At 72.8% G+C, this 17,679-nt stretch carries 12 protein-coding genes and 2 pseudogenes; 9 read left to right on the top strand and 5 right to left on the bottom strand.

The genetic code is table 11. From position 1 onward, the window contains the following. Positions 1 to 1,023: a TIGR03842 family LLM class F420-dependent oxidoreductase gene (locus IE108_RS15230; RefSeq protein ID WP_064730580.1), complete on the top strand. Its 1,023-nt coding sequence runs from the start codon at positions 1 to 3 to the stop codon at positions 1,021 to 1,023. Positions 1,024 to 1,140: 117 nt separating this feature from the next. Then, positions 1,141 to 2,691 (top strand): NCS1 family nucleobase:cation symporter-1, encoded by a 1,551-nt coding sequence (locus IE108_RS15225; protein WP_064730581.1) that lies wholly within the window; start codon positions 1,141 to 1,143, stop codon positions 2,689 to 2,691. On the opposite strand, the gene IE108_RS15220 is transcribed toward IE108_RS15225, so the two are convergent. Then, complete coding sequence (locus IE108_RS15220) at positions 2,682 to 3,341, bottom strand: hypothetical protein (RefSeq protein ID WP_064730582.1); 660 nt, start codon at positions 3,339 to 3,341, stop codon at positions 2,682 to 2,684. The two genes, IE108_RS15225 and IE108_RS15220, sit on opposite strands and share 10 nt — an antisense overlap. 182 nt (positions 3,342 to 3,523) lie before the next feature. After that, positions 3,524 to 4,588 (bottom strand): lipoate-protein ligase LplAB, encoded by a 1,065-nt coding sequence (gene lplAB, locus IE108_RS15215; RefSeq protein ID WP_064730583.1) that lies wholly within the window; start codon positions 4,586 to 4,588, stop codon positions 3,524 to 3,526. A gap of 288 nt (positions 4,589 to 4,876) precedes the next feature. Here lplAB and dacB point away from each other — a divergent pair, with 288 nt between their 5' ends. Then, positions 4,877 to 6,229: a D-alanyl-D-alanine carboxypeptidase/D-alanyl-D-alanine endopeptidase gene (gene dacB / locus IE108_RS15210; protein WP_064730584.1), complete on the top strand. Its 1,353-nt coding sequence runs from the start codon at positions 4,877 to 4,879 to the stop codon at positions 6,227 to 6,229. A gap of 74 nt (positions 6,230 to 6,303) precedes the next feature. Here the strand turns inward: dacB and IE108_RS15205 are convergent, their stop codons facing one another. Beyond that, positions 6,304 to 6,807, bottom strand: coding sequence for a lamin tail domain-containing protein (locus IE108_RS15205; RefSeq protein ID WP_064730585.1), 504 nt, complete (start codon positions 6,805 to 6,807; stop codon positions 6,304 to 6,306). Between the two features lie 499 nt (positions 6,808 to 7,306). Next, a pseudogene (locus tag IE108_RS15200) lies at positions 7,307 to 7,456 on the bottom strand (calcium-binding protein); the annotation flags it as partial. 591 nt (positions 7,457 to 8,047) lie between these two features. Here IE108_RS15200 and IE108_RS15195 point away from each other — a divergent pair. Further along, entirely contained in the window at positions 8,048 to 10,897 is a 2,850-nt protein-coding gene (locus IE108_RS15195; RefSeq protein WP_064730586.1) for a helix-turn-helix transcriptional regulator, read from the top strand. Here the strand turns inward: IE108_RS15195 and IE108_RS15190 are convergent. Beyond that, on the bottom strand, positions 10,875 to 11,177 hold the full coding sequence (locus IE108_RS15190; RefSeq protein ID WP_064730587.1) for a hypothetical protein: 303 nt from the start codon (positions 11,175 to 11,177) through the stop codon (positions 10,875 to 10,877). The two genes, IE108_RS15195 and IE108_RS15190, sit on opposite strands and share 23 nt — an antisense overlap. A 415-nt stretch (positions 11,178 to 11,592) precedes the next feature. On the opposite strand from IE108_RS15190, the gene IE108_RS15185 reads away from it, so the two are divergent. The 5 genes and pseudogenes from IE108_RS15185 to IE108_RS15165 all read left to right on the top strand — a co-directional run bounded on the left by IE108_RS15185 (position 11,593) and on the right by IE108_RS15165 (position 17,655). Beyond that, a complete protein-coding gene (locus tag IE108_RS15185) occupies positions 11,593 to 12,792 on the top strand; it encodes a S1 family peptidase (protein WP_064730588.1) in 1,200 nt (399 codons plus the stop codon). Between the two features lie 100 nt (positions 12,793 to 12,892). Continuing rightward, positions 12,893 to 13,093: pseudogene (locus IE108_RS15180) on the top strand (hypothetical protein); the annotation flags it as partial. Positions 13,094 to 13,336: 243 nt separating this feature from the next. Then, positions 13,337 to 15,172, top strand: coding sequence for a gamma-glutamyltransferase family protein (locus IE108_RS15175; RefSeq protein WP_064730589.1), 1,836 nt, complete (start codon positions 13,337 to 13,339; stop codon positions 15,170 to 15,172). Positions 15,173 to 15,257: 85 nt separating this feature from the next. Further along, positions 15,258 to 16,103, top strand: a complete 846-nt coding sequence (locus IE108_RS15170; protein WP_064730590.1) for an inositol monophosphatase family protein — start codon at positions 15,258 to 15,260, stop codon at positions 16,101 to 16,103. 142 nt (positions 16,104 to 16,245) lie between these two features. After that, positions 16,246 to 17,655, top strand: coding sequence for a phytoene desaturase family protein (locus IE108_RS15165; RefSeq protein ID WP_064730591.1), 1,410 nt, complete (start codon positions 16,246 to 16,248; stop codon positions 17,653 to 17,655). Positions 17,656 to 17,679: the final 24 nt, after the last annotated feature.

The following is a 17,679-nucleotide window of genomic DNA, read 5'->3' as shown; positions in this document are numbered from 1 at the left end:
ATGGACTTCGGACTCGTCCTCCAGACCGACCCGCCCGCCTCCCGCGTCGTCGACCTCATGAAGCGGGCGGAAAGCAACGGCTTCACCCACGGCTGGACCTTCGACTCCGCCGTGCTCTGGCAGGAGCCGTTCGTCATCCACAGCCAGATCCTGGCCCACACCACGCGCCTCAAGGTCGGCCCGATGGTCACCAACCCCGGCACCCGCACCTGGGAGGTGACCGCCTCCACCTTCGCCACCCTCAACGACATGTTCGGCAACCGCACCGTCTGCGGCATCGGCCGCGGCGACTCCGCGATGCGCGTGGCCGGCCGCAAGCCCAACACCCTCGCCCGCATCAGCGACGCCATGCGCGTGATCCGGGCGCTGGGCCGCGGCGAGGAGGCCGACCTCGGCGGCGGCACCACCGTGCGCTTCCCCTGGATCAAGCCGGGCGCCGAACTCCCCGTTTGGATGGCGGCGTACGGCCCGAAGGCCCTGAAGATGACCGGGGAGGAGGCCGACGGCTTCATCCTCCAGCTCGCCGACCTCTACCTCACCGAGTACATGGTCAAGGCCGTCAAGGACGCCGCGGCGGCCGCCGGCCGGGACCCGGACGAGGTGACGATCTGCGTCGCCGCCCCGGCCTACGTCACCCCCGACGACTCGCCCGAGGCGCTGGCCCACGCGCGGGAGCAGTGCCGCTGGTTCGGCGGCATGGTCGGCAACCACGTCGCCGACCTGGTCGCCAGGTACGGCGCCCACACCGGCGCGGTCCCCGACGAACTCACCGGCTACATCAAGTCCCGCGAGGGCTACGACTACAGCCACCACGGACGCAGCGGCAACCCCGACACCCGGTTCGTGCCGGACGAGATCGTCGACCGGTTCTGCCTCATCGGACCGCCGGAGAAGCACATCGAGAAGCTCCGGGCCCTGCGCGCCCTCGGCGTCGACCAGTTCGCCGTCTACGACATGCACGACGCGCAGGAAGCCGTGATCGACGCCTACGGCACCCGGATCATCTCCGCGCTCAACGCCTGACCCCCTCCGACTCCCCTCCCCTTCCTCCCGGGGGAGGGGCCCAGGGCGCACCCGCGCACCCCCCACGGCACCACCCCCGCACGGCCTCTCCCGTCCCACCGCACGATTGGCCTGCCCATGACCGACACCGCGCCCACGCCCATACCTCCCACCACCCAGGTCGCCCTCCCCGACGGCCGGGTGGAACTCGCCCCCGGCGCCCCGCCGCCCAGCGGCCCCTACGCCAACGACGACCTGCTGCCGGTCCCCGTCGAGGGCCGGACCTGGACCACGTACAACTTCTCCGCGCTGTGGGTCGGCATGGCCCACAACACCGCCTCCTGGACCCTGGCCTCCGGCCTCATCGCCGTCGGCATGGACTGGAAGCAGGCGGTGCTCACCATCGCCCTGGCCAACGTGATCGTGCTGGTCCCGATGCTGCTCACCGGGCACGCGGGACCCAAGTACGGCATCCCCTTCCCCGTCTTCGCGCGTGCCTCCTTCGGGATCCGCGGCGCCAACCTGCCCGCGGTCGTGCGGGCGCTGGTGGCGTGCGGCTGGTTCGGCATCCAGACCTGGATCGGCGGCGAGGCCATCTACTTCCTGGCCGGCAAGCTGATCGGCGACGGCTGGACGGGCGCGGCGGAGTTCGGCGGACACGCCTGGACGATGTGGCTGTCGTTCGCGATCTTCTGGGCGATCCAGGTCGCCGTCATCCTGCGCGGCATGGAGACGATCCGCCGCTTCGAGAACTGGGCGGCGCCCTTCGTCCTGGTCGGCGCGTTCGTGATGCTGTGGTGGATGGCCGACAAGGCGGGCGGCTTCGGCCCGCTCTTCGACCAGCCGTCCAGGCTGGGCTGGGGCGGGGATTTCTGGAAGCTCTTCTGGCCCTCCCTGATGGGCATGATCGGCTTCTGGTCGACGCTGTCCCTGAACATCCCGGACTTCACCCGCTACGGAAAGAGCCAGAAGGCCCAGACCCGGGGCCAGGCCCTCGGACTGCCCACCACCATGACGCTCTTCGCGTTCCTGTCGGTGATGGTCACCTCCGGGTCGCAGGCGGTCTACGGTGAACCGATCTGGGACCCGGTGCAGCTCGCCGCGAAGACGGACAACGTGGTCGGGCTGCTCTTCGCGCTCGTCACCGTCCTGGTGGCGACGCTGTCGGTGAACATCGCGGCCAACCTGGTCTCACCGGCCTTCGACTTCTCCAACGTCGCCCCGCGCAGGCTGAGTTTCCGGGCGGGCGCCCTCATCACCTGCGTCCTCGCCGTGCTGATCTTCCCGTGGAAGCTGTACGCCGACCCGCAGGGCTACATCTTCACCTGGCTCGGCCTGGTCGGCGGGCTCCTCGGCACGGTCGCGGGCATCCTCATCGCCGACTACTGGATCCTGCGCCGGGCCCGCCTCCACCTCGTCGACCTGTACCGGGCGGGCGGCCGCTACTGGTACGAGGGCGGCTGGAACTGGCGGGCGGTGGCGGCCTTCGTGACGGGCGGCGTCCTCGCCGTCGGCGGCGCCGACTTCCATCCCCTGATCGACGGCCGGCCCGTGCCCTTCCTCGAACCGCTGGCCGACTACGGCTGGGCGGTGGGTCTCGGCACGTCCCTGCTGCTGTACCTGGTGCTGATGCGGCTGCCCGCGACGCGGCCCCGGGTGCCCGAGGGGCCGGCCGACGCTCAGCCCTGACCGTCCGCCAGGGCGGCCACGGCCTCCTTGGCCGCCTTGATGGCGCCCTTGTTGATCGTGTCCGAGGACGGCGCCTTCTTCGACTCGAAGTCGCTGCCGTTGTACGTGATCATCACCAGGGCGTTGGAGGCACGGACCAGCACCGTGCCCTCACGCGTCTGCTGCTTGTCCTCGGTGGTGAGGTTCACGACCGAGTAGGCCGCGTCGCCGAGCCCCGGCACCTCGCCGCCCCCGCTCCGGTCGGCGACGCGCCCCTCGTACGACTTCCGGGCGGCGTCCTCGGAAGCCATCACCTCGAAGGAGACGTCGAGCCAGCGGTAGTCGTATCCCTTGAGCGCGTTCCAGGAACAGGTGCGGCGCACGTCGGTGTCGGTCGACGGGATCTCCTTGCCGGCCGCCTTGGCGCCCGGGACCAGGGAGGTGACCGTCTTCGCGGCCAGGCTCCCGCAGGGCGCGGGCGCGGCGGCGTACGTCTTCGTCGCCGCCTCGGTGGCGGGCGCGGAGGCGGACCGGTCGGCGGGAGGCGGCGTCTTGTCCTTCGCGGCCGGAGAGGTGTCCGGCCCGGACGACAGCGCCCAGCCCGCCGTGGCGAGCACGGCGACCGGCGCCAGACGCGCGGTCAGGGCGAGCGGCAGGGGAAGAGAACGCACGGCGCACTTCTCGTGGGGGACGGTGCGGAGGGGGTCCGCACAGCGGACGGGACGCCAGTCTCACACGAGTCCCGGTGGGGCGGAAGCCCGAACTCGGTGCGTGCCCGGGCGGTGACGCAGACGGACCGGGACGGGGTGACGAGCGCCCCGGCTCGCGGCGGGAGAGCCGCCGGCCGTCTCCGTCAGGGCACCCGTGCCGTCCACTCGGCCGAGGAGAACTTCGTCCGCGCCAGCTCCCGCGCCCGGGCCAGTTCCCCGTCGGTCACCTTGCCGCGGCTCAGCCCGTACCGGGCGTCGAAGGAGGAGATCATCCGCTCGATGACCTCCTCGCGGGCCAGTCCCGTCTGGCGGCGCAGCGGGTCCACCCGCTTCCTGGCGCTCCGGGTGCCCTTGTCGGACATCTTCTCCCGCCCGATGCGCAGCACCTCCAGCATCTTGTCCGCGTCGATGTCGTACGACATGGTCACGTGGTGCAGCACGGCGCCGGGACCGCCGCCGGGACCCACCACGCGCTTCTGTGCGGCGCCGGCGATCTTGCCCTGGTCGGTGGCGATGTCGTTCAGCGGCTGGTACCAGGCGCGGATCCCCATCTCGCCGAGCGCTCCCAGCACCCAGTCGTCGAGATAGGCGTAGCTGTCCTGGAAGGAGAGCCCCTGCACCAGCGCGTCCGGCACGGACAGCGAGTAGGTGATGGTGTTGCCGGGCTCGACGAACATGGCGCCGCCGCCGGAGATCCGGCGCACCACCTCGACGCCGTGACGGGCGGCGCCCTCGGCGTCCACCTCGTTGCGCAGCGACTGGAAGCTGCCGATGATCACCGCCGGGGCGCCCCACTCCCACACCCGCAGCGTGGGCGGCCGCCGGCCGGCCGCCACCTCGGCCGTCAGCACCTCGTCCAGTGCCATGTGCAGGGCCGGGGGCTCGGGCCCCTCGTGGATCACCTGCCAGTCGTAGTCCGTCCAGTCCGCGGCCTGTGCGAGCGCCCGCCGCACGGCGACCGCCACGCCCTGCGAGGTCAGTCCGTACATCACGGTCCCCTCGGGCAGCGCCGCGTCGATCCGCGCGGCGAGCCCGGCCGCGTCGGTGTCCGCGGGAGCGCCCTCCAGCGCGCGGTTCACCGCCTCCAGGGCCTCGTCCGGTTCGAGGAAGAAGTCGCCGGCCACGCGCACGTGCCGCAGCGCGCCGTCCTCCTCGTCGACGTCCACCACGACCAGCTTGCCGCCGGGGATCTTGTATTCACCGTGCACCGTCGCGCCTCCGTTCCGCATCCGGGCAACAGCCGGGCCGGCCGGTGTGTTCCCATGCTCCTCCTGGAGCGGCGGTGTCGCCTGCGTGGCCGCCCGGGGGCTGCACCAAAGGGCAGTGGAACTGCCCATTCGGTGCCGGAAGAGGGCCCGCGTCGAAGCCGCCGGGACAGAAGTTCTCCAAGACCTTCACAGCCGATGAACTTCCGGGCCGGAAGCCCGCACAACGGCTGCTAATGTCCCCGCCGTTCCACCCCCACAGCAGGAAGCCCGAGCTTTGGAACTCTCCTCATGACTACGCCAGACGAAACCCCCACTCATGCATTCGCGCCCGGCGGAAACCGCCGGCACCGCAGGGCGAGAGGCGGCCGGACCGGCGCACGCCGGGCCCTCGTGCTCGCCATGGCCGTGCCCGTCGCCTCCGCCACGCTGGCCGGCACCTCCGCCTTCGCCGCCGACGACGGCCCCGCGGCCGCGCGGGGCGTCTCCGCGGGCGTCCTCGACGCCGACGACGCCCAGCTGGTCGCGAACCTCGACGAACGCGTCGCCGACGCGCGCCTCGGCACGAACGTCAGCGGCGTGGTCCTCGACGCCGACTCGGACACCCCCCTGTGGGACCACAACGGCTCCACCACGCTGATGCCCGCCTCCAACGCCAAGCTCGCCACGGCGACCACCGCGCTGACGCTGCTGGGCGCGAACCACGAGTTCACCACGAAGGTCGTGTACGGCGACGGCACCCTCACCCTCGTCGGCGGCGGCGACCGCACCCTGTCCGGCGACGACGTCGCCGAGATGGCGAGGACCGCCGTCGACGGGCTGAAGGCCGCGGGCCTGTCCAGCGTCAAGGTGCGGGTGGACGACAGCCTGTTCGCCGAGCCGAGCCTCGCCGAGGGCTGGAACGAGGGCTACTACCCCACCGAGATCGCACCGGTCCGCTCACTGGTCGTCGACGGCGCCGCGGTCGACGACACGGCGATCGACGCGGGCAAGGTCTTCGCCGAGAAGCTCGCCGCGCTCGGCGTCACCGTCGACGGCGACGTCGCCCGCAGGACGGCCCGGGACTCCGACGTGCCGGTGGCCCAGCACAAGTCGGCGCCCCTGTCGGACATCGTCCGCACGATGCTGAAGACGAGCGACAACAACATCGCCGAGACGCTGTTGCGCATGTCCGCGGTGGAGCTGGGGAGGCCGGCCACCTTCGAGGGCGGCGCCGCACTCGTGCGCCAGGTGCTCAGCTCGTACGGGATCTCCCTCGACAACTTCGTGATGCACGACGGCAGCGGCCTCTCCCGCGCCGACCGCATCCCGGCCGCGACCCTCGCGCAGCTCCTCGACGCGGTCACCGAGTCCCCCGCCCTCGGCTCGATCCTCGACGGGCTGCCGGTCGCCGGCGAGGCCGGTGCCAGCCTCGGCCCGGAGTGGGGGCGCTTCGACGATCCCGACTCCCGGTGCGCGGTCGGCAAGGTGCGGGCGAAGACCGGCACGCTCACGGGCGCGATCGCGCTGAGCGGCGTCACGCGCACCGACGACGGGGACTGGCGGATCTTCTCCTTCATCGAGAACGACTCCACGGCGGCTCCCGGCGACATCAAGGACGCCATGGACGGGCTCGCCGCCACGGTGAACGGCTGCTGGGCCTGAGGCCTGCGGCTGCGGAGTTTCCGTGAAGAAAGTGCTGCTGTCCTTTCGGGCAGCAGCACTTTCTCATCGGCGGGTCAGCCGTGGTACGTGATGTAGCCGTTGCCGTCCCGGTCGTTGGCGCTCTTGGTGTAGGCGTGGACGTCGGCGCGGGCCCCGGTGGGCTTGTAGAAGTAGATCGTGTCCTTGTCGTTGTTCCATATGAAGTTGCAGTTCTGGCGGTAGACGACGTTCCCCGCGTCCGAATCGGTCCCGCGTCCGCCGCGCAGGCTGACCAGGTCGCCGGGCTGGAGCGTGTGGCTGTTCCGGAAGGTGAACGTGTTGCCCACGGCGTCCTTGACCTTGTAGCCCTTCAGGTTCACGGTCGTCGTCTTCGAGTAGTTCTTGATGGTCAGGTACTCGTTCCGGGTGTTGCCGCCGGAGCACTTGTTGGAGTCCCGGCCCGGGGCGTCGTACTGGACGCCCTTGATCTTCAGGGCCGAGGAGTACTCGGCGGCCTGCGCGGGAACGGCGGCGGCCAGACCGAGCGCGAGGGCACCGGCGGTCGCGGCGGCGGCGCTCAGGGTACGGCGGATGCGCATGAGGAATCCCCCCTCAGTGGTGCGGATGGAGCGCCCGGAGCCTATCCAATGTGAACATCAGATGTTGTTGATGTGGTGAAAGTGTGACCGCTCGGCTCTCACCCCCTCCCGCGAGGGCTGCTGCGTACAGGACGGCGGCCGCGCGCGCCGCTGCTTCGGGGCCACCGCCGGCCACCCCGTCCACGCGACGGTCCGCTGATGATCGCCGGAGTGTGCGACGGCGTCGGCTACCAGGCGGTCTGCCCGGTCATCGCGGGAACCTGGACGCCCGGCGCGCTGGTCCTGGCGCTGTTCGGACCGGCGACTCGGTGGCGCCGACCGGCGGCGGAGGCGGCCCCGTGGTCCCGGCCGCGGTCCGTCACGGCGACTCCCTCAGGGCCGGCGCGGGCACCAAGGTCGTCGCGGCCGCGTGCGGTGACGGACACCGCTGGAGGCGAGTCGGCGACCGCGCCGCCGGGCTTGCCGCCGGCCTTCGCGGATTGGCGTTCCGGCGTGCCTGTCAGGCGTCGGCGAGGAGCGGGTCGTAGGGGGTGCTCGTGCGGCGTCGCGCCATGAAGGCCACGAAGTCGCCCACGAAGTCGCTGCGGACGCAGGTGCCGTTCACCGTGGACAGGTCGCGGTGGAAGGCCGTGCGGAACAGGGCCCGGTAAGGGGGATCGGCACCCCTGATTCGTACGTGCGGAACCCTCCGAGGGCAGCGGCGAGGTGACCGGCGCCCGGCTCCGGACCCGGAGCGCGTGGCCGGGGTACCAGTGGCGGTGCGGCACCCGGCTCGGGGGCCACGGGTGCGCTGGCCCAGGTTGATTGAGTATCCGTGGATCCGGCGTCCCGGATGTTCCGGGGGCCCGGAACCGTGGTTGATTTCAGGTGCCGGTCCACCGGGCCCGCGGCGCCGCGCAGCACTTGCGGGGAATCCGCCGGCCCCGGTCGGCCGGCGAGTGCACGGGCGTGTGGAACGAGCCGCCCATGCCGATCGCCGGCTGTCCCGAGCCGGACGGCATGGGACCCCGGGTTCGAGCGGATGGTCGGGCGTGCTCCGCGGCGCGTCCTGACACCGGGAGCTCTTCCAGACGCCCGGGCACGTACGCCCTGGGACGGCAGAGGACGCGGGTGGCCCCCGCCGACCGTGGCCCCCCATCGTCGCTCGGGCCGGGAGTCTCGCGGTTCCTGCGAGGAGAGGCGGTGGACGTTCTGATCCTGTGCATGTCCGATGATGTGATCGTCTTGGTACGGTGCGGCGATGAGCGAGGATGACGGCCTGACCGCCGAGCGCGGTTTCGCTGGATCGCCCCTGGCCCGCGTCCTCGCCGACTCGCGTGCCCAACCGGTGCTGCTGTTCGTGGAGGGCGCCGCCGGACAGGGGAAGTCCCACCTGCTCCGGGAACTGGCCGACCTGCCCCGGGCGGCGGACGTGGCCCGCTCGTGGTGGCGGTGCGGTGCCGGTGACGGACCGCCGCCGGTGGACGCCGGCGCGGACACGCCGACCCTGTGGCTCGTGGACGATGCCCACCGGGCGGTCGGGGATGAACTCCGGTTGCTGCGGCGGATGCTGGAGGGCCTGCGGCCGGGCTCGGCGGCAGCGGTGGCCTACCGACCCGAGGAACTGCCCGTACCCGGGCTGCCTCTGGGCGATCCGCCGGTGACGTACCCGTCCCGGATGACCGTGCTCCGGCACCGGTTGGGGCTCTGGGACGAGGCACGCGTACGGCGGGCCGCCGTACGGGCGCTGGGGGAGGGATTCTCGTCCGAGGCGGCGAGGAGACTGCACGAGCGGACCGGCGGAGTACCCAGGGTCGTCGTCGACCTCCTGACCGAACTCCGCGAACGGCGGCCGGCCTTCGGCGGCACGGCGGCCGAAGTGGAAGCGGCAGGTCCCCCGGTCCGGCTGGCCGAGTTGGTGCTGAGCCGTACGCGCGCCCTGGCCCCCGAGGACCGGCCGGTCGTCTGGGCGGCCGCCGTCCTCGACGGACCCGCCGGCCGCGGCGAACTGCTGGCCGTGTCCGGGCTGGGCCCGGTGCCGGGCAACGCCGCGCTGCTGCGGGCGTTGGGGGGCGCGGCACTCTCGGAACTCGGCGAAGACCGCTACGGCTTCCCCGTCCCCCTGGCGGCATCGGCCGTCCGAGCCTCCCTGCCCGGCCCCGTACGCCAGAACCTCCACCGGCGAGCGGCGAAAGCCCTGCGCCGCGGGCAGCCCGTCCCCTGGGCCGCCGTGGCCGACCACCACAGGGCGGCCGGCCAGAGCCGAAAATGGATCAACGCGGTGGAGAGGGCCGCCGAGTCGGCCGCGGCCTCCAGCCGGCATCAGGAAGCCATCACGCTGCTGGAAAGGACGCTGGCCACCCCCGGACTCCCGCCACAGGTCCGCGCTCGACTGGCACCGCTGCTGGCCCGCAGCGCGGTGACCGGACTCCGCTCGGACCAGACCGTGGAAGTCCTCGCCCAGATCGTGCAGGACGCGTCACTTCCCGCGGCCGTACGCGGAGAGCTGCGGCTCGACCTGGGGCTGATGCTGTGCAACCAGATGGGACGGTACCCCGAGGGCTGGCGCGCCCTGGAGACCGCCGCCGCCGAACTGCACGAGGTCCGCCCCGGCCTGGCCGCACGTGCCATGGGCGCCCTGTCCAGCCCGTTCTGGCCGGGCAACTCCATCGACGTCCACCGGGAGTGGCTGGTCAAGGCCATGGCCGCCGCGGACATGAGCGGGGACGACGCGATGCGGACGGCGGTCCTGGCCAACAGGGTCGCCCTCGCGACGAGTTGCGCCGAGACGGACGCCTGGGAGCTGGTGCGGCGGCTGCCCAGGGGCACCACCGACACCGCCCGCGCCGGGCAGGCGGCACGCGGTCTGTGCAACGCCGCGGACTCCGCCGTGTGGCTGGGCCTGCACGAGCGGGCCTCCGACCTGCTCGCGGAGGGCCGGGAGCTGTCCGCACGAAGCGGTGCGCCCTACTTCGAGCACAACGCGCTGGGGGCGCAACTGCTCCAGGAATGGTGGACCGGCCAGTGGCCTGGTCTGGCCAGACGGTGCGAGGACTTCGTCGCGGCCACCGCCGACATGCCGCTCATCGCCTCCGACGCCTACGTCGTGCGCGGCCTGCTCGCCCTCGCCCAGGGTGACTGGGGGGAGGCGGCCTCCTGGCTGTCCCAGCGCGGGACGTTCGGCAGGGAGGACCTTCCCGTACCGCTGGCCACCACGGCGGCCGGCGCCCTGACCCGCCTCGCCCTGGCCCGCCAGGAGGTGCGGGCCGCGGCGGATCAGGCGCGAGCCGCCTGGTCCGTGGTGGCCGGCAAGGGAGTGTGGCCATGGGCCGCCGAACTCGCGCCGTGGGCCGTGGAAGCACTGGTACGCGCGGGCGACGACGTCACCGCGCGGGCCATGGTCCGGGACTTCGCCCAGGGGCTCGGCCCGGGCCAGGCACCCGCCGCCAGGGCCGCGCTGACCTGGTGCCGGGCCGTACTCGCCGAGACCACGGCGTCGGCCGGGGACCGGCGGGAGGGACTGCTGCGGGCCGCGGAGCTGTACCGGGCGGCCACTACGGCCTACGGGAAGCTGCCCCGCCCCTACGCGCAGACGCTGACGGCGGAGGGAGCGGCGCGCTGCGCACTGGCGGCGCACACCGACGCCGGTCCCGGCCAGGTCGCCGGGATCGAGCACGACGCCGCCCCGCCGGAACCGGCGACCGACCTCACCCGCGCCCTGTCGGCGGTGGCCGAACTGGAGGCCTGCGCCCAGCGCTTCACCGAACTGGGTGCCGTCTGGGACGCGGCCCGCACCAGGGCCCTGCTGCGCACTCGGCAGCCGGCCAGAAAGGGACGGCCGCCCGGACGGCCCTCGCACGCCGACGAGTTGTCGCCGCGGGAGTCGGAGGTCGCGCAGCTCGCGGTTTCCGGACTGACCAACCGTGAGATCGCGGTGACCCTGCACCTGTCTCCCCGCACGGTGGAACAGCACATCGCCCGTGCCATGCGCAAGACCGGCGCCCTCTCCCGTCGTGACCTCGCCCGTCGGCTGGAAGGGGGTTCCGGGACGGGGAACGCCCCCTCGCCCGGCCCCGACGGCCCTCCCGTCAGGACAGATGACGTCTGCTGAGCCGAAGCCTGCCGTCCGGCCTCCAGGCGTCCACGGTCGCACCCGCCCAGTCCAGCACCCAGCCGGGCCGCAGCCCGCGAGCCGACCAGCCGTCCGGACGCCGGCCGGGGGCGGGAAGGCCCGCCTTCTGCGCGGCGGTTGCCCTGTCGCAGGTCTCGCGCGCGATACGCAGGGCTGCCGCCCAGGTGTCGGCCGCGCCGGTGAAGACGTGGAGTCCGCACTGCTCGGGCCGTACGGAGTTCCGGATGGGCACGTGGACCTGGAAATAGATTTCGGGCACGGCACCGGCTCCTTGTTCTGCGTTCCTGCGCGCTTTCCCAGTGGGTCACATCAATGTACGGAACGGCTCGGCTCCTGAATATCCGGTGCCGGTCATCACCTATACGTATCCCCGCTTCGGAGTTTTCTGCGTATCCGTGAAATCGACGACCTGATATCGCGGTGAACGTGGGCTCTCTACTCTTCCCTAACGGCCTGAGGGGCCCCAGATGTTCGCCGGGGGCGGGGTGATTTCGGCTGTATGAATTTCTCGCCGCCGGCCTCTTGAATTTCGATAAATCGCTGCGCAATAGTTCGGGTCCACAGCGGGCTGCTGGCCCGCCGTCAGGCAGGAACTATTCCTGTCCGGGGCGCGCTTGTGTCCCGGCGGTAAACCCCCCATTGGGTTCCTGCCTGTCACCCGGAAGGAATCAGACGTGCGCAACTCTCGTAAGTACCGCCTGACCGCGGTCTGTCTCGTGCTCTCGGCCTCCACGGTGCTGGGGGCCCAGACCGTGGCCCAGGCGCAGGGCACGGACGCCACCCCCCACTACCAGCCCGAGATGGTCCGGGCGCTGGCCGCCTCGCTCGGTGTGAGCGACGAGGCGGCGGCCGGCCGTCTGGACCGGCAGGACACCCAGCAGGCCAAGCTCGCCGAGCTCGCCCGGAGAGGTATAGCCGGCGACGGGGCCTTCTTCGACGCCTCCGGCAGGCTGACCGTCAACGCCGCCGACAGCGCCGAGGCCGCGACGATCGAGAAGGCCGGCCTCGACGCCCGGGTGCCCGCACGGGGCCAGGCCGCACTCGACGAGGTCAAGGCGGAACTGGACGGCCTTGCCGCCAGGAAGGCACCGTCCGGCGTGGTCGCCTGGTCCGTGGACCTGGCGTCCGACAAGGTGACCGTCAAGGTCAACAACGACCGGGGAGCAGCCGCCCGGGCGTTCCTCGCCAAGGCCGCCGAGCACGGATCCGCCGTCCGCATCGTGCGCGGTGAGGAGGAGGCCGAGGCCAAGGCGGCGATCTACCCCGGCAGCAAGATGACGTTCAACAACACCGGCCAGTGGTGTTCCGTCGGGTACGGGGCCCGTGACAGGTCGGGCAACCAGTACCTGGTGACCGCGGGACACTGCGTCACGAACACCCTGCGCTACGACGGGACCGCCTTCGCCAAGGGCTACAAGACCCGCTACGCGCTCGGCACCCGCAGCGTCGACATGGGCATCCTGACCATCAACCCCGGCCACTACATCACCACGAGCGTCGGCACCTGGGGCAACAGCAGCCCGGTCGCCGTCAGGGGCGGCAACCGTGCCGTGTCGGGCGCCTCGGTCTGCAAGTCCGGCGCCACCACCGGTTGGACCTGCGGCACGATCGGCTCCTACAACAACACCGTCACCTACGTAGACCGCAACGGAGGGCCCGACACCGTCATCACCGGCCTGGCCACCTCCAGCGTCTGCGTCGAGGGCGGCGACAGCGGCGGTGCGTACATCTCCGGCAACCAGGCCCAGGGCATGACCTCCGGCGGCCCGATCGACCAGCAGTGCACCGGCGGGGTCTACTCCCGCGGTTCCTCGTACTTCCAGCCGCTCGACGACGCCCTCAACTACTACGGGCTGACGCTCAACTCCAACTGAACGCAGTCGTAGCAGGACCGGCCGGGGCCGCTCGTCAGCCGATGACGAGCGGCCCCGGCCGCCGGCTCGATCTGCCCCCGAGAACGACCCGCATGGCACGATGACCGCCATGTCGGGTCAGGTCTGGGTGTCGCTCATATCGCTCGGCGGCGTAGTCCTCGGCGGCTCGCTGTCCTACCCCGTCCAGCGCAGGACTCGACTCTCGGCGGAACGCGCTGAACAACAGTGGCAGAAGACCGCCTTGTCGGAGGCCCGGCGCGGGGAACGGCTGGCTCTGCTGGAGCGGTTCATCGAGGTGGCTGGCGTTCCTGGACGCGGCCGGGCGGTCATGGGGTAGCACACCGACGAGACGGAGACCCTTCGGGGGACGGCCCGCAGTAAGCCGGCCGCCGGCATGCCCGAGGCGGGGAAGGAGCGGCGCGGGGCGGTCGATAGCCTGCCGGGGGAGCGGGCGGAGAAGAACTCCGGTCCACACTCCTTAGATTCTGGTCCGGAGTGCGGCCCCGACCGTCAGGCGCGCGTAAACAGTGAGGTGAGAGCCCGTATGTTCACCACCCGACCCACCCTCCAGGGCACCTTCGGCATGGTCTCCTCCACCCACTGGCTGGCCTCGCAGTCCGCCATGGCCGTGCTGGAGGACGGGGGCAACGCCTACGACGCCGCCGTGGCCGGTGCCTTCGTGCTGCACGTCGTGGAGCCGCACCTCAACGGGCCCGCCGGTGAAGTGCCGATCCTGCTCGCGCCCGCGCACGGCGAGGTGCGGGTGCTGTGCGGGCAGGGAGTCGCGCCGGCCGGGGCGAGCGTCGCGCACTACAAGGGGCTCGGTCTGGACCTCGTACCCGGCACCGGGCCCCTGGCCGCCGCCGTGCCCGGCGCCTTCGACGCCTGGCTGCTCCTGCTGCGCGACCACGGCACCAAGACCCTCGCCGACGTGCTGAAGTACGCCATCGGCTACGCCGAGGACGGGCACGCGCCCGTGGAGCGCGTCGCGGAGACCGTCGAGACCGTACGGAACCTGTTCGAGACGGAGTGGACGACCTCCGCCGAGGTCTACCTGCCGGACGGCCGCCCGCCCCGCCCCGGCGAGCTGTTCCGCAACCCCGCCCTCGCCGCCACCTGGAAGCGGCTGCTGGCCGAGACGGCCGGCGCGGGGGACCGCGCGGCGGAGATCGACGCCGCGCGGGAGGTCTGGCGCTCCGGGTTCATAGCCGAGGCCCTGGTCCGGCAGGCCGCCCGGCCCACCATGGACACCAGCGGCGAACGCCACACCGGCACGCTCACCGCCGCCGACCTGGCCGGCTGGTCCGCGCACTACGAGGCACCCGCCACCTACGACTGGAACGGCTGGACCCTGTGCAAGGCCGGCCCCTGGAGCCAGGGCCCCGTCCTCCTCCAGCAGCTGGCGCTGCTCCCGCCCGAACTGCCCGCCTACGGCAGCGCCGACTACCTCCACCTCCTGATCGAGGGCTGCAAGCTGGCCATGGCCGACCGGGAGGCCTGGTACGGCGACGCCGACGGCGCCGACCGGGTGCCGCTCGGCGACCTGCTCTCGGACGGCTACAACGCCGCCCGGCGCGGACTCGTCGGTGACCGGGCGTCCTTCGAGCTGCGGCCCGGCGCCCCGGGCGGGCGCACCCCGCGCCTGAGCGCCCACGCGCTGCTGGCGGCCGACGAGGCGGAGGGCTTCGACGCCCTGGGCGTGGGCGAGCCGACGGTCGCCAAGAGCCCGGACTCCCCGGTGCCCGGCGAACCGGACGTCGCCGCCGACGGAGGAACCCGCGGGGACACCTGCCACCTCGACATCGTCGACCACTGGGGCAACATGGTCTCGGCCACGCCCAGCGGCGGCTGGCTCCAGTCCAACCCGGTCGTCCCCGAACTCGGCTTCCCCCTCGGCACCCGGCTCCAGATGACCTGGCTGGAGGAGGGCCTGCCCAACTCGCTCACCCCGGGCCGCCGCCCCCGCACCACGCTCACGCCCTCCGTCGCCCTGCGCGACGGCGTCCCGGTGATGGCGTTCGGCACACCCGGCGGCGACCAGCAGGACCAGTGGCAGCTGCACTTCTTCCTCGCGGTCGCCCTGCGCCCACGGGTACGCGGCGGCCTCGACCTCCAGGGCGCGATCGACGCCCCCAACTGGCACAACGACGGCTTCCCCGGCTCCTTCTTCCCGCGCGGCATGCGGCCCGGCAGCGTCACGGTCGAGTCCCGGACGCCCGCGGACGTCGTCGGGGAGCTGCGCCGCCGCGGGCACGACGTGACGGTGGGCGGCGCCTGGTCGGAGGGCAGGCTGTGCGCCGTCGCCCGCGACCCGGAGACGGGCGTGCTGTCGGCGGCCGCGAACCCGCGCGGCATGCAGGGGTACGCGGTCGGCCGCTGACGCCCGCACTCCGTGTTCGTGTCGATTCCACCCGGAGTACACCACCCGGGCGGGGATTGTCAGCGGGACGTGCTCTCATGGAGTCATGATCGAGAACAACGAAACCATCGACGAGTTTCTCGCCCGGCACGCCGACGACGTGGAGGAGGCCGTCCGCAAGGCGGCCGCACTGGAGATCATGCCGCGCTGGCGGCGGCTCGCCGCGGACGAGGTCGACCAGAAGGCGGGCCCGCACGACCTGGTGACGGACGCCGACCGCAAGGCCGAGCTGTACCTCACCGACGCCCTCGCCGCCCTGCTGCCCGGCTCGGTCGTCGTCGGCGAGGAGGCGGTCCACGCCAACCCCGCCTCCTACGGGGCGATACGGGGCGACGCACCGGTGTGGATCGTCGACCCCGTCGACGGCACCCGGCAGTTCGTCAGCGGCGAGCGGGGCTTCTGCACCCTGGTCGCGCTCGCCCAGCACGGCGTCGTCCACGCCTCCTGGACCTACGCCGCCGCCGACGACCTACTCGCCACGGCGGTGCGCGGGCGGGGCGCCCACCTGGACGGCGAGCGGCTGTACGCGGGCGTGCCCGAGCCGGGCCGCGACCTGCGCGTGGCGACCTCCCACCCGGACTACACGACGGACGAGCAGAAGCACGACCTGCTCGGCCTGCGCACCCCGGGCGTGGCACCGCGGCCCTGCGGTTCGGCCGGCCTGGAGTACCTCGCCGTCGCCCGCGGCGAGTCCGACGCCACCGCCTTCTCGTGGGAGGCCGCCTGGGACCACGCGGCCGGACTGCTCCTGGTCGAGGAGGCGGGCGGCACCCACCTGACCCGTACGGGCGTACCCTTCCGCATCACCGGCGGCAACGACCTGCCGTTCACCGCGGCCCGCGACGCGGCCACCGCCCGGCGGGTGGTGGGCCTGCTGTCCGGCGAGGCCTGATCCCGGCGCCGGGGCGGCTCCGGCCCGCCCGGGGCCGGGGCCCGGGTCGCCCGCCCCACCCGCGGCCGACGACCGCCGGACCCCGGGCCTATCCTGATCCGGAGTTGCCATCGGCTGACGAAGGGGTCCGAAGGTGCCGTCGATGCTCGATGCGGTCGTAGTGGGTGCGGGGCCGAACGGGCTGACCGCTGCCGTGGAGCTGGCCCGCCGGGGCTTCTCGGTCGCCGTCTTCGAGGCCCAGGGCACCGTGGGCGGCGGCGCGCGCACCGAGGAACTGACCCTGCCGGGCTTCCGGCACGACCCCTGCTCCGCCGCGCACCCGCTCGGCATCAACTCGCCCGCCTTCCGCGACCTCCCGCTGGAGCGGTACGGACTGGAGTGGCTGCACCCCGCGCTGCCGATGGCGCACCCCTTCCCCGACGGATCCGCCGCCGTGCTCTCCCGCTCGGTCGGCGAGACCGCCGCCTCCTTCGGCGCACGCGACGCGGGCACGTACCGCAGGCTGGTCGAGCGCTTCCTGCCCCGGTGGGACACCCTGGCCCGGGACTTCATGTCCCTGCCGCTGACCGCGCTGCCCCGCGACCCGGTCACCCTCGCCCGGTTCGGCCTGGTCGGCCTGCCCCCGTCGACGTGGCTGATGCGCCGCTTCCGCGACGAGAAGGCCAGGACCCTCTTCGCGGGCCTCGTCGCGCACGTCATGGCCCCCCTCGGCGGCTTCGCCACCGGCGCCGTCGGCATGGTCTTCGCCCTCGCCGCGCACGCCCGCGGCTGGCCCGTGGCCCGCGGCGGCTCCCAGGCCATCTCCGACGCCCTCGCCGGCCACCTGCGGGACCTCGGCGGCACCGTCCACACCGACTACGAGGTCAAGCGCCTCGACGACCTGCCGCCGGCCCGCGCCTACGTCTTCGACACCTCGCCGACCGCGCTCGCCCGCATCGCCGGGCTCGGCAGCCACTACGCCGGCTACCGGTACGGCCCCGGCGTCTTCAAGATCGACTACGCGCTGGACGGCCCCGTGCCGTGGACCGCCGAGGAACCCCGCCGCGCGGGCACCGTGCAGATCGGCGCCGACAGCGCCGAGATCGGCACCGCCCTGAACGCCGCCTCCCGCGAGGGCCGCGCCCCCGACGCCCCGTTCCTCATCACCGTGCAGCCCAGCGTCGCCGACCCCACCCGCGCGCCGGCCGGCAAGCACGTCTTCTGGGCGTACGGCCACGTCCCCCACGGCTGGACCGGCGACCTGACGGACGCGATAGAGCGCCAACTGGAGCGCTTCGCCCCCGGCTTCCGCGACCGCGTCCTCGCCCGCGCCACCGCCGGCCCGCCCGAACTGGCCGCGCGCAACGCCAACTACGTCGGCGGCGACATCGCCTCCGGCGCGGTCTCCGGCCTCCAGCTCCTGCTCCGCCCCAAGCTCTCCCTCCACCCGTACGCCACCCCGCACCCGGCCGTCTTCATCTGCTCGTCGGCCACCCCGCCCGGCCCGGGTGTGCACGGCATGTCGGGGCACAACGCGGCCAGGGCGGTGTGGCGCAGGCTCCGGCAGACCTGACGGGGCGGAGACCACCGACGACCG

The sequence above is a fragment of the Streptomyces parvulus genome, assembly GCF_014648855.1.
Lineage (GTDB): Bacteria > Actinomycetota > Actinomycetes > Streptomycetales > Streptomycetaceae > Streptomyces > Streptomyces parvulus.
Note: the sequence above shows the minus strand (reverse complement) of the source record. Positions and strands in the feature narration are given on the sequence as shown.